The sequence below is a fragment of the Chryseobacterium sp. BGA-UO-ETr-SB22 genome, assembly GCF_059567885.1.
Genome location: NZ_JCAQOV010000005.1, coordinates 1,981,710 through 1,995,361 on the forward strand (window position 1 = coordinate 1,981,710; position 13,652 = coordinate 1,995,361).

Consider the following 13,652-nt stretch of genomic DNA (forward strand, 5'->3'; position numbering starts at 1 on the left):
CGACTTGTTTGGCATTCCCATTCATGATTGAAAAGAATGTTGCTCTGGGTCATATAGGTCAATATATAATTGCCCCAAACTATGATCTCTTGACTCCATTACCATCGTCCTTAGTATAGCCTGAAGTCTTTTGCTTTTACGGAATTGGCTCTTATAATATATTGTCAGGTGGTTAAAAAGCCAATCTGAATTGAACATTTTGTAATCAAAATTATCCATATCCAGCACCCAGCAGTAATAGTCGTCAAGGGCTACAAGAGCCTCTTTTAACGCTCCGGAAACCGGACGACCCAAGCTAAAGGATAAATTGATGAATTCATCCAAGTAAATATCTGCGTAAAACCCCTTATCGAACATTCTCGCCTTTCTGCCTCCTTCAGCAAGACGCAGCATATCTGCTTCATACTGTATGGTCAGCTGTTCTTGCGGACTTATATGTCCTTTAATCACTAAGGAATAATAAATGTTTCCGTCGAAGCGGTTTTTTATCTTTGTGTCTAGAAAATCTATGATCTCCATTCTATAGTTTTCATCAACAATAAAATGGTGAAGATCAAGGAGATCACCAACCTTTTCCTCACCAATAAAATGTTCAGCGTCCGTTATGTATTTCCTTCTAAACTCCTCCCATTCACGGGCTGAAAAATCCAGTTTTATATTTCTTTTTTTTGTAGCATTTGCGAGAGTGCGGAGTACCAGTCTTGATTCTTGGTTTTCCATCGAATATATCGTATCAAGAAACTTCTGCAGGATGTCGTCAGAAAGAAATGCTGAGGTATTAGTCAGGAAAAAAGATAACAGTAGAGCTAGTTCATATTCGTGCAGTCGTTTCTGAAATTTTGAAAACCTAAGAATGTCTACCGCTATTCCATCAATATCTGAGGCGGACAACTCTATAATAGATGCTAAGGCTAGTGCATTACTGAACATTCTTTTATAGCGTACCCAGATTTCCTCCTCTCCATCGGTTTTGTTCTGTGCCGTCCAATCCTCCAGAAACTGATAGGACTCTACCAGCTGCGTAATTTGGTCCGCAAGAAAAGAACTGTTCCCATCACTTACATACTTAATCTTTTTTATCTTATAACGCTTTTTGTACTTAATGATATCATCGCTCTTACCATATGCAATCACCTTGGATACAATAAAGTCTGTAAAGTGCAGGAACTTTCCCTCTAGACTCGGGCTGCATGAATACGATGCGAACAACCCATCCAATAGAATACCCGTAATAGAATGAACGTCGCTAAAATTATCCATCATCAGAAAATTATGCTCCGCAAACAGTACGGTTTCATAATAAAGCTCCAATAATGACTCTGTATCATTGATATATCCCTGCATCTGATCAGTATTGTAATCCTTCAGCTTTGCAGTCAGTTCCTTCATCCTGTCACTTGCATAATCCATAAAATTCCCATAATGCAGGTGATCAAGAATATCATTTATAGATGTTTTCCTGCAAACCATCAGGATTTCGTCAAGATTTAAATTCCGGTACTCCGAAAGCAATGCCTCTGGAAGATCCCCACTTGTCTTCCGGTGCCTCAGTGAACGTCCCAGCAATAAAAGGTTATATTTTGTAATGTAGTATGTTATCCATCTGCTTTCGTTTTCGGCTTTTTTAGCAACATTTTCCAGAACGGAAACTGACTTTTTATAGTCACCGTGCAGATAAAAGGTATAAGCCTTTTTTAAACTTGCAGGTTCAAGATCAATCTCTTTGAGCATTGTAAAGGACTTTCGGAACTGCAGTCTTCTAAAAACGCATACTGCACAGGTGCATTCATCCCTTTGCTTATGGACTAAACCGATGGGTTTTTCTCCCTGATATGAAATTTTATGCACGAGGTTGCTGCATAGAAAATCCGTTAATTCAGCTTCTGAAACACCCTCTTCTCTTACGGTACTTTTATCAGCTAAAGTTGCTAACATGCCCTGATCGCTAAAAAGATTATAAACATCTTTATTATCAGTATTCAGAACAAACGGGATCTTCTTTTCGGTGAACTCTTCCCCGACAACAAATGGTGGATGAAATGAGAATAATCTCTTGGGCAGAAAACTTATATCGGAAAAACGGTTATTGATATAGCTTACTAGCCTTTCAGCTATGGGCTTGCTCGTATCGTCCGGAAATACCCTTGAAATCAAAAGCTTTCCCGCACCTGCTGATTTTTTTGTGGTGGAAAGTCCTGCTCCTATCAGCGCCTGCACTCCTGCAGCAAGATCGCAAAAATAAATAACTTTTATATCGGGATATTTGGCACTAATATCGGCATGGATAACTTCCTCGTTTCCTGGAGCCGCAAAATCCGTATGGTTTGAAGAGAAAAAAAACAGTTCTCTTTCCTCTCGTACTGATAGCTCCTCCAATGTAGCAAATAGGATCACCGCATCATTCTCACTGTCCTTTTTTTTACGGAAAGGAGCCTTCTTCTGCTTTCGGTGTTCCCACATCAAACTGGCAGCCTTACCCTCATCGGTAATCAGCACCGCGCGTTCCAATAGCTGATCAATGGTTAATACCTGTGCCTGCAGCCGTTTATCGGCCAGCTCCAGTTCGGGTTCACCTATATCCGGTGCTTTGTCAAAGAGTTCAGAAACCTTCATCACATTTTTGTGCTTCCTAATAATATCACTGATCTTTTTAAGCTCTTCCTCCCTATGTTTATTCCATTCAGTTTTCAGGGTCTCTGGATAGTACACTGTAATATCCCCCTGCTCCTGCCATGAATGGATCTGACGCAGATATGGATTGAATGTTGTTCTTGAAACTAAATTCTTAAGTATATTGGTATCAATTAAAATATTTTTGGCCATTGATTTATTCTTGATTGTTAAAGGTCCTAAATCTCAGGACACGGTTGTTTTAATCTCAATGCTACAAGACAGTCATTTTAGAAGGTTATTACCTATACTTTATCCATTCCATTATATAGGACCCCGTATTTTTTACTTCCCATTTGTATCGTTTTTTGTACATGCTTATTTAAAACTGGATGACATTGCCAATGATCTGACAACCTCATTCACCGCATCTAGATCAATCCGCCGGTTTGGGGCGTAACTTAACTTTAAATGGTCGCTGGCATGTTCTTTAGTTTGAGGAGAGAAAGAAATCTTCCGTTTTTTACATTATCTTCCAAAATCATGATGCATCTCTCAACATCCATCTTCGAATCCCTATTGCTTTTTCAGCTTTTGAACACTTTATTTTTAGAAGTTCATAGCTATTTTACAAATAAAATAACTATATGTCCTTTATCGGATCTATAAATATTCTATGACATTCTGAATAATCTGTCGTTTTTTATACGGATGCTCTTTAAAGAACTGTTGTCTTCTTCCCTCCGTTTTGAAACTAACGTCCCGCTCACTCCAAATAACGGAGATAAATTTGGAATTCGTCTCTAAAAGATACTTATCTAACAGTTCTTTCCGTATATAGACAAAATTATGACGGTCGTTATAATCTTTATGAAACTCTATATTTATTGAAGCAAGCTTCCCGTCACTGTCAACCAGGTCAAATGTTTGCGGTTGATTTATTAAGCCCAAATGATTAGCAATTTCTTTTCCTACTATCGTGGTATGCCCTGCCTTGTTAACAACGCTGTGGTTATTTTCCCAATTGTATTCCATTGTCGGAACTAAGACCTCAAATTCTATATACTCAATAACTTCCCTTTCAATTTCATTCGGAAATTCAGTCCTAAAGTTTTTGTTTTCAAAGAATACTGATGGATAATAACCTTCCTCGTCTTTTTTTATTTTTATTTTTTTCCTTTCAGTTTCAAAACTTAATATTGTTGTGTTATCGCCCGTAGCATCAGAGCAATAGTATAACTCTCCAGCAAAAGTATAGTAATTTTCTCTTTTTCCCAGTAACTCGTTTGTAGAACTTTCATTTTGAAAATACTCCAGTACATCTGAAAAATCTTCTTCTTTAACTATAAGTCCGCGAATAAATGAGGAACGGCTTCTTTCGGCAGACATATCTTCTTGGCTTATATTGGCATCTAAACAGATCCAGTCTCCCGCATTTCCTTTCAAATCTTTTATGGTCAAATATTCTTGTATGAAAGGGTTATCTCCATTTTCATACCAGTCAACGAGTGACATTTCCCTATCGCCCAAAAGGTCATGGGTAAAAAACAAACTGTCTTCCAGTTTTTCCGGAAAACTTGGGTCAATATCCACATCAGACATCCGAGGTCTATCCTCGTCCTTTTCGAGCAAACCCAAGTCGCTTCTTAATCCTGCATTTTCATAAAATGCAATCCATGAATATTTTTTACCATAACGCTCAACAGAGGCCTGTCCGGTTCTGCCCCTATCGTATGAATAGCCCTCGCCTAGTGCTTTTTCGGCATCCTTGAACAAATCTTCGTTCCACCCCAAGTCATAAATACGCCAGTAGATCTGTTTTCTAACTTTAATTTTTTCCGGCGGATTACCGTAGGAATGGCCATTTACTACAATTCTTCCGATTGTATAGTTACTGAAATCCATTCTGATTGGCCCGAAGTAGCCAAAATCATGTGTTTCATAATCAAACTCACCGAGATTCCTAATCCCGCCGAAAAAATAGGGAGGCCTTATATTTTCGATTTCCTGTTCAGATAATAAATCTGGAAAATGTATCAATCCAATTTCAATAGTCCGCCTGGCATAATCTCTTGCCAAAATATGTGTGGTTCCGTGAGGTGCATCTTCCTTAAAAACAAGATTGTAAATCGTTTTTGCCAATCCTGCTAAGACCTCGTTTCTGAAACTACCTGATTTATGCGAATTATGTTCTGCCATAGTAACTCCATATAAGGCAGCCAGCATCCTTTCCCATACGTAAGGGTCATTATATTGCATTGAATCAAACACTAAGGCTGCGAATTTCTCTGGAAACTTCCGTCCATAAAAGTAAAGCGCTTTTGTAGCTTGGTCTCTTAAACTCCTATCTGTGCTGGTGAGAAACCACACAACCATCTTTGATATTGTATGCTGCTTTTGGGAAACAATTTCTGATTCGTCTACTGTAGACCTGCACTGTGTTTCAAATGCTGAAATAAACTTTTCAAGCTCATAACCTCTCTCTCTAACATACTCTGACCAAGTAATATCCCTTTCGTTCATTTTTAGACCAGCCAATAATTCCGAAAAGAAAACAGCATTCAACGGATGGTCTACATCACCAATCGTTTTAAGAGAAAGGCTAAAGAATATTGGCTTGTTTTCATTTGCATTACAAAAAAGATCAGTAACCAGAGTGATGTCGTTTTCCTTTACAACTTTTCCTGGCAGGACAAAAAGCGATGAAACAGATTCACTAAAAATGTCGTCGGCAAACCTTGCATGATTGGGAGATGTGGACTGCTGCAGCCCACTGTCCTTAATTAATTCATAAAACCTGGTTTGCTTTAGTTGTGGCAAGAGCAGACACAATGCAGAGACTATATCCTCAAAAAAGGGATGCTGCCTCTCTCCATCCAATATTTTTTGAATAAATGCTTCACTTGTAAAATAAGAAAGGTCATCGTATTTGTTTATCAAACCCTCTCCAATCATATATCCTGCAAGAATATCATAAGTAAAACTTATGTATTCACTGCTGTCACGCATGTCACGGGTCATAACCAAGCCTTCACTGATTAATATATCCGCCCTTGATCTGTCTTTTTCGTATTGGGATGTCCCGTCAATCAAACTGTAAAAATCTCCGGCAGGTATTTCTCTCAGGTCATTGTTCCATAGATAGGTTGATATTTTTTTAAGCGCGTCAGCTATGAATTGTTCATTGGCTCTTAAAATGGGATTGTTGCTCGTTACTCTTTTGTTGACTTGGCTTAAATAAGTATTGAATACGTCATAGTGTGATTCTTCCTCTATATTGACTGCAACTTCACCAGAAGTTTCCCAGTTGGGATTTTTGATCTCACAGAATATTTTCAGAAATATGGGATCATTGAATTTTTCAAGGGACGCAAAAAACAAATCCGCTTTCAATCTATATTTGGTAAAGTATTTATGTACCGCCTCACGTATTGTTTCATAGTCCTCAAATCCATGCAAATAGTGAAATGTTTCTTTTGTAGAGTCGCTCCAGATCCTGTTCACATAAGAATTCCTACACGTGGTAACAACCACCAGATTTTTTGTCTGTAAAACACTTGAAACAAACCCTGGCAAATGGGCTTCCCATATAGGCGAAAACAAGCGGTTTGCAGTGGTTTCGTTCAAACCGTCAATAACCAGCGGAATTTGGACGTTCAGCATCATAGCATAAACATCAAGGGCTTGCAAAAAATCGTCAAATGTAAATTCTTTTGGTATATCGAGAATTTTCATCAATGCTTCTGTTATGCTTGTTTCGTTGATAAATTTATCTCCGGTAATGAAAATAGCTGGCATTGAACCGGCTATTTTCCTGTAGGCAATATCACAAGAAACATGGGTTTTCCCCTTTGCCGCATCCGCAATAAAATGAAGTTCTCTTTGCTTTTTGTGGAAATAGTTTCTGAAAAAGCGATTGTAAGTTTCTTTAAAGCCAGAGATTAAGTACAAAATATCAGAGACATCCTTGGAAATCCTAGACTCTTCTTTAAAATCCCAATCGTCGATTTTTCCAAAAAATGCAACAAAATGCTCCTCTAATTCATTTAATTTGAAAGTTGACAAGAGTTCTCTTGTGCCATTAACAAAACAAGATGCAATAAAATCAATTCTCTCAAAAATAAAATCCACATGGCTTTTAAACTCTTGGCATGCCAGAAAATAACTTTCTCTCTGCATTTCTTCTATGGAGCCAATCATTCTTTTATTTCGAAAATCGTGCAATGCGATGTCAATTTCATTTGATTTTCCAAGCAATTCTTCTTTAAGAATATTTGTTTGCTTTTTATAATTTGAATCAAATAAAAAGAAGTCAATTATTGATTGTGTAAACCTGTCTATTGAATGCAGCTCCGGGTCATATTTACCTTTTACTTTTTCAAAGTTTTCCCTGAATTTCTGGTCGAACCAATCCTGGTTAAATTCCAGTTCCCCAAAAAAGAAACTTCGGATACCAATGTTCTTCGGGGACATTAGGAAGTTTATAAATGTTGATTCTCCCCAATATACCAGTTCTACGTTTTGTTCCGCAGGTATTTTGGATGGCAACGTATTTCGAAACCAGTCTAATTCACCTTTGGTAACGACGCCTGTCTTCGACGTGCTATCCTCGGTCAAATCTGTCTTAAGACACAGAATCCATTTTGTCAAATCGGAATGGTTTCTACAGGCGGTTTCCAAGGAATTACCAACTTGCGTTTTCCTGTTTGCGGTGTTTAACCTTCCCGTATCGCCGAAAAATTTACACTGCCAACCCCACTTTTCACCGTTGTGAAGTTTTAAGTAAAACTCTACTCCGCCGTCACCACCACTACCATCAATTGGTGTAAATGTTCCAAGATGCCCATATTCTTTTTGGGCTAATTGATAGCAAAAATGCTCAAAACACTTGGTTGTTTTTCCGTCATATGATTTAAATTTTGTAAAGTCTATTTTATTTATGCTTAACATGTTAGCTAGGTCATTATTAGTTATTATTCGTTTCAAAAATTTCTTCATCTAAATTGTTAACCACTAAATACCAGTATCAGTATGGCTCCTTTTGTATGATAACCTATGAGCGAATTTTAATTTTTTCAATTCAACAAGATAAAAATAATATCTTTCCTTATACCACTCTAAGGAATAAACCTTAATGATCCAACCGTAAACACTCTGGCATAAATAAGCTGAAAAACGACAGAATGCAAACACAAAATACTAGACAAGCTTTAACAATTATCTCCTTAAGGAACAAAGGTTCATTTTACGAGCACTTTTGTAGAAGCGCTATGTAAAATTTCAGAATTATACCTTGCAAAAGAAATATGTTAACCGCTATACAAAACTTAATGTTAAATCAGTATTTTGATCATTTCAAATAATCATATTCATAATTTTAGCTAATATCAAGTCGAATACTAAATTTAGATTGAGTTGAAATAATTTATTGTATTTTATTATATTTCATAAAGTTTTTAAATGAAATCTAATAGATAGCTTTTATACTATTTTTGGCCAGGAAGAAGGAATTAATTTTTCAGTACCACTTTTTGGCCATTTATATTTCGTAGCATCCCTAAACTTTTTATTACTTCCAAGATATGCATGCTCTAACACAATTACTTGTAAATCTTCATCATTTTCAACCTGATTAAAAATAAAATCAAAGTGTTTAGCGAGAGCCAACCTATCATCGTCTCTATAAGTATTCTCATCTCTAACATCTCTTTCTTCATCACTATTAGAATAATATGGGCGGCTTACTTGATCCAATATCAAAACCGCAGGCACTGAAGCTTTACGTTTACCCAAGAACTTCTGAAAAGCAAAGGCTAAGGCTAAGTGTATACTTAAATAATTTTCATCAGACCCAACACTAGCAAAATCAAGTGACTTTTGATCTTTATCAGTAATTATAATTTTAGGTCCTTTTAAAAAGAAGTCAATACGGGCATCATCACAAGGGGGTCCCTTAGGTAAATCTTCCAAATTTTTAGTTGCATAGTCCGAAATTTTTCGCTGTGCTATCTCTATTTTTTCAGCTCTCTCACTTTTACCATAAAACAATCCAATATTATCAAGTTCTGCTTTATAATTTTCATATTTTTCCATATTATAGTACTGAACTCCAGATTGATTTTCTAAATAATAAGAGATACGACCCACTACTCTAGCAGCTTGTTGGAATTCATGTAATCTAGACGTAATAACTTCAGACTCTTTAATTAAACTAGTTATAGAAGTTTCTACTTTTTTTAATTCATTATTCTCCAAATAAATTTTTTGGTCAAGTTCTTTTAAATACTTTGATACATTAGGTTTATGTTTGCTTACGATAGCACGTTCATTCTCCAAAATAGATATAGACTCATAGATTCTCTTTGACTGCTGGGTTGGACTGAGCATTTCAGAATTACAGATCGGACAGTTGCTTTCAGAGTGATTAAAAAATTTCTGAACATCCAGTTTTGCTAGTTGATTATCTAGTACCAGTGAAAAGTCACTGGTCACTTCTTCAGTGGCCTTCGCCAACCTTTTCATTCTTTTTAGCTCATTTAATCTAGATAAAATTTCTCCCTTTTTAGCTAGCTGGTTCTCTAATATTGCAGCATCCTCGTATACAAACATTGTGTTGTCATCCAATGTTACCTTTTTCAAAACATTAAATAATTCCTCTCTTGTGATAGGGATTTCATTTTCAGGAACTATCTTAAATTGTCGAGCTTCGTTCAGCAGTAAAAAACCATCTTCATATATCTTACTTTGATTATTCTCAAATTGAAGTTTTCTTTTTTCCTCAGAATCTATTGCTTTAATGAGCAAAGACTGCCGTTTCATCGCATCTAGCTCTTCTTCATCCATTGCTCCTAAAAAATAAGGTAATGCTTCAGTAAAACTTTTTGTAAATATTCTGTCATCCAAGTGATGCATTAATGTATTTCGACTATCAATTACCTCTTTATCTAGAAATATAAAAGGAGTTATATAACGTACTGAAATTTTGCTTGAAGTGACGTCCGGAGATATTTCTTCAGTAATTCCAAATAAATGTTCTAGAACAATTTTTATACTATCTTTATTACCTGCTCCCTTTAAATCTTGCCAGCGATTAGGAATCTCTATTTCTGTTCCATAATCAATAAACATTCTAGAAGAAGATTTACCCGTTTTCGTAACTTCTCTTGCTACATAAAATTCACTTTCTCTGTTTTTCCATTTACAACCTACATGAGTTATTCGTTCGGTTATAAAACTGGCGATGCGCGAAGAGCTAGAACCAAGGCAATAATCAATTGAATCAATAATTGCAGATTTACCCGTGGCAGATCCACCTGTAATAATGGTTACTCCTTTATTAAATTCGATACTGCGAATTTCACCGTGCTTACTGTAGAAAACTAAATGCGTAATATTCCATCTACTCATAATCTAATACCTAAATGATTAAAAATTGTTTTTACTGATTGAACTTCTCCAGTCCATGCCCCTAGACGAGCTGAAAACTTAAAATAATTTTCTATCAAATCATTATTTGGACTCTTTATCAAATTATTCGTAGGAAGTAACTCCCCATTATCATTTACTGCTAAAATCTTTCTGGAGACACCATATTCTAAGGCAGGTTTAGTGATTTCATAAGTATCTTCTATTCTTCTCGTTAATCCTATCACCAAATTTGGATTATTTTTAACCCAGGTTAAAAATCCGGTCTTTATATTTGTAGATTCAAAGGTCGTTTGTAAATCACCAGATAATATTATGGGTAGTGGCAGAATTATCAATGGAAAAGGTATAGGTTTTTCTTTTACAGCAAAATATCCTTTGCAAAAGTTATACAGAATGACTGAACAAAATGCGGGATTCGTATTTGCAAAAATATCAATACTATTCATCTTCATCTTTCTTTGTTATCAATTTTTTATAATTTACATGCCAACCTATTTTTAGAACACTAGATAACATTTGATAACTTCCTCTAATAAGATCTGGATTAATATAAGTATTAACAATTGGGGTAATTTGTAAATGTGCTTCTTTATGAGACCACTCCAATAATTCTCTCCCTTTTTTCTTAATCTCTTCCTCCGTTAAGTTCATTGAATCAGAACAGTGTTCATCAAAAATATATGACCATTCTTCTATCAAAGTCTGGTCGTAAACATCTAATTTTCGAACTGTTGAAATTGTATTATTCATCCAAATATCCCGTTGAATTCTCGCTTTCATTTCTGTCTTGTAAGATCTTCGCTTTTGCGACTCTGTAGCCTCGATGATCTCCAACTGTTTACAATGAATGGGGTCTGGATTAATAACAGCAGGAAGTTCCATATCTTCTAAATCATTAGTAAAAGGGGTCTTATAAAGCTCAGCATTCTTCTTACTAATAAATTCCAACAACTCTGATTTTGATATTTGTCTACTTCTTTCTCCTGTTAAAGATTCAACAGCTTCACGATCCCACCACGCGAGAGTATATTTTGCAATCACATCTATATTCTCTGACATAACAGTATACTTCAGCCTTCCAGCAACTTCTTTTTTAGCTTGATCTATTGTAAAACAGCCTGGATTAAGAATAATTTTCGAAAGCAATCTCTGTTGTTTCATAGGTGGCAATTTCATAAAAGCCTCACATCCTTTAAAACGTATTTCAAATGGTAATACCCTACTCTTACTTCCTAACGAAAGAGTGCTATTGTAAATTACTGCATTTTCTCTCGCTTTCAGCACACGATTTGCTTCCTCAATGAGCAACGTGATTAAGAAACTGCGGTCACTTCCTACAGTAGTTAATACTGAAAGAGGATTACCATCTTCGAATTGAGCAACCGTTGACAACGTGAATACAACTTCATCGATAGATTCGGAGGCTGCATAATCGCTCCAAATTCGCAGAGTACGCCAAAGACTATCACTTTTTAATGATATTTTGGGATTTTCTTGAATAGAATGCTTCAGCTGATGTAATTCTTTTTTTTCGCCATTAGTAATTGTAACATCATCAAGTGTCTCTATTCCGACACTTGCGTTTTCATCTGCATCAAATAAAAAAATCAGTGCATAAATCGCCTGATAGTAATATCCCAATGCAGACCCAACGGCACTATGTGGAGTCTCATCCATTTTTATTAAAATTAAAATGGTCTAAAATTAAGCTAAAAATCATGGTTAATAATTTCTTATTAGACTTCTAATATACTAAGTTTTTGAAAAAATTTTATACAAAAATTCTATTTCTTCATAATCAAATCTAGATTAAAATAGCTTCTTGAAAATACGGAAAACCGTATATTCCGAATATTTCATTTTATCCTTTCCTGCTGAAGATAATCATATCTTAATTTCAGCCATTCGAAGTGCCCTTTCTTAAATTGTCTTCTAGACAATTCCTTATGCACAATTTTATCAAGAATACCTTCAACTCGTCTCGTAAACTGTTTCATAGTAGCTATAAGATCTACCTCTTCAATTTCTTTTTTTCTTCCTATTAGACTTAAATTACTACCCCATTTATCAATGCTTGTCATTGCTAATCTATAAAAATTAGGTTCTTCATCTTCGCCAGCTTGTAGATAGCTGGTTGTATGGGACCCTAGTTTATTTCTAAGTTCAATAATTTTTGCAGATTTCAGATCAGCTCTAATTTGTTTTTGTCCAGCAATATTAAACAATCTTAGTAGATCAGTAATAGCTCCCAATTGAAGGTAGTACGCATTCAATACTCCGTAAAGTCTTAAATATTGTTCCCCGTGGGAATTAGATTCAGTAATTAATCCATTTTTAAAAACTTCGTCGATAGCATATTGTGAATCCTCTAATAAATCTATACAAGCTCTGAATAAGTCCGGATCATAATTCTTTTCAAATTTTAGCACTTTTGTTAATTTACTTTGATATTCATCCTCACCAGAAAAATTTTTAACCGGTACATATCTTAAAATTCCTAAAAGTACTTCTAAATAGATACCCACCGTTGAGGTAGAGTCCAAATATTCTTTATCAGTCATATTTAATTCAATAATGCATATTAATCCAACCTACTTTTCAATTTTAAACAATGGGTTTAACAAATTACATTGACTTACTCCCCATTCATAATATTTCTCTTGATTTTCTGTGTACAAATTGTTTTCAAGAAGGTATCTTTTCCTTTCATTTAGATAATTTAATATTTGTTGTGATTTATCAAAGTTCTGTGCATCGATGATCAATTTTTCAATCTCCCTTTTTTCCTCTTCAATCTTCTTTTGTTTCTCTTTCTCCTGCTCTCTGATAATTGCCTGTCTCCTCCAGCTTTCTTTTAGCTCTAAATGATATTCATTAGAATACTTCGCATAAAGTTCAATATATGCCACAACACGAATTAATTTTTCTTCAATGGCAGAATATGGTGTGTCTTTCCATTCTTTACGATTCCATGTATCTTCATACATTTGCACACACAATAATTCTGTCCTCACAAAATCTCTTGAAGCGTACTTACTATCATCATTATTAACATACTTTCCTACATTTCGAATGCTTAAATGAATTTCTCGATCTAAAATATTAATAATGTTTTGATCATTAATGTCAAAATCAAAATGATGGCCTCTAAATTCAATAAGTTTGGCCAGAAAATCAACTATAAGTAATGTTCGTGACAAATATTTCTTGTCAATTGCTATGGGAATAATTAATTTTTTCTTTGCTTTTTTCTCCCAATAGTTCTCAGCCGACTCAAACCAATCTTTAGTATTTAATGTAATTTCGTGAGTGTTCGATAGTCTTTTTAAAAACTTTATTGGAGCACCTTCATCATTTTCGATCTCCTTTATCCTGTCTTCAATTTCTTGTCGGGGTATGGTTGTGAACATAATAAATCATCCTTTTATTTTAGCACATTTATACTTGAGTTAAAATCGATAACTTCTAAAAAGCTATACTTTCACCCATTTTCTCATAGGTCTCAAATCCCAAATAATAATTAATTTTTGTAAATCTTTTAAAGATACAATTATTACAAATTTAAAAAATACGGTTTACCGTAATCTTCAGATTTTCTTTATTGATATTAAAAT

7 protein-coding genes are annotated in these 13,652 nt (G+C 35.1%); all 7 read right to left on the minus strand.

Going from position 1 to position 13,652, the window contains the following annotated elements; genetic code table 11:
* Positions 1-21: 21 nt before the first annotated feature.
* A complete protein-coding gene (locus AC57AW_RS16400; RefSeq protein ID WP_496352738.1) occupies positions 22-2,823 on the minus strand; it encodes a PIN domain-containing protein in 2,802 nt (933 codons plus the stop codon).
* Positions 2,824-3,273: 450 nt separating this feature from the next.
* Positions 3,274-7,608, minus strand: a complete 4,335-nt coding sequence (locus AC57AW_RS16405; protein WP_496352739.1) for an NACHT domain-containing protein — start codon at positions 7,606-7,608, stop codon at positions 3,274-3,276.
* Positions 7,609-8,091: 483 nt separating this feature from the next.
* Positions 8,092-10,017 (minus strand): DUF3732 domain-containing protein, encoded by a 1,926-nt coding sequence (locus AC57AW_RS16410; protein ID WP_496352740.1) that lies wholly within the window; start codon positions 10,015-10,017, stop codon positions 8,092-8,094.
* Positions 10,014-10,484, minus strand: coding sequence for a three component ABC system middle component (locus AC57AW_RS16415; protein ID WP_496352741.1), 471 nt, complete (start codon positions 10,482-10,484; stop codon positions 10,014-10,016). Before AC57AW_RS16415 ends, AC57AW_RS16410 begins: the two co-directional genes overlap by 4 nt.
* On the minus strand, positions 10,477-11,715 hold the full coding sequence (locus AC57AW_RS16420) for an ABC-three component system protein (protein WP_496352742.1): 1,239 nt from the start codon (positions 11,713-11,715) through the stop codon (positions 10,477-10,479). The genes AC57AW_RS16415 and AC57AW_RS16420 overlap by 8 nt, the downstream gene beginning before the upstream one ends.
* A gap of 179 nt (positions 11,716-11,894) precedes the next feature.
* Positions 11,895-12,599 (minus strand): hypothetical protein, encoded by a 705-nt coding sequence (locus AC57AW_RS16425; protein ID WP_496352743.1) that lies wholly within the window; start codon positions 12,597-12,599, stop codon positions 11,895-11,897.
* 30 nt (positions 12,600-12,629) lie between these two features.
* Positions 12,630-13,448, minus strand: coding sequence for a hypothetical protein (locus AC57AW_RS16430; RefSeq protein WP_496352744.1), 819 nt, complete (start codon positions 13,446-13,448; stop codon positions 12,630-12,632).
* Positions 13,449-13,652: the final 204 nt, after the last annotated feature.

Excerpts from the sequence above, each read along its gene's own strand:
- AC57AW_RS16405 (WP_496352739.1), bottom strand. The coding sequence starts at position 7,608 with ATGAAGAAATTTTTGAAACGAATAATAACTAATAATGACCTAGCTAAC.
- AC57AW_RS16415 (WP_496352741.1), bottom strand. The coding sequence starts at position 10,484 with ATGAATAGTATTGATATTTTTGCAAATACGAATCCCGCATTTTGTTCA.
- AC57AW_RS16410 (WP_496352740.1), bottom strand. The coding sequence starts at position 10,017 with ATGAGTAGATGGAATATTACGCATTTAGTTTTCTACAGTAAGCACGGT.
- AC57AW_RS16400 (WP_496352738.1), bottom strand. The coding sequence starts at position 2,823 with ATGGCCAAAAATATTTTAATTGATACCAATATACTTAAGAATTTAGTT.
- AC57AW_RS16430 (WP_496352744.1), bottom strand. The coding sequence starts at position 13,448 with ATGTTCACAACCATACCCCGACAAGAAATTGAAGACAGGATAAAGGAG.
- AC57AW_RS16425 (WP_496352743.1), bottom strand. The coding sequence starts at position 12,599 with ATGACTGATAAAGAATATTTGGACTCTACCTCAACGGTGGGTATCTAT.
- AC57AW_RS16420 (WP_496352742.1), bottom strand. The coding sequence starts at position 11,715 with ATGGATGAGACTCCACATAGTGCCGTTGGGTCTGCATTGGGATATTAC.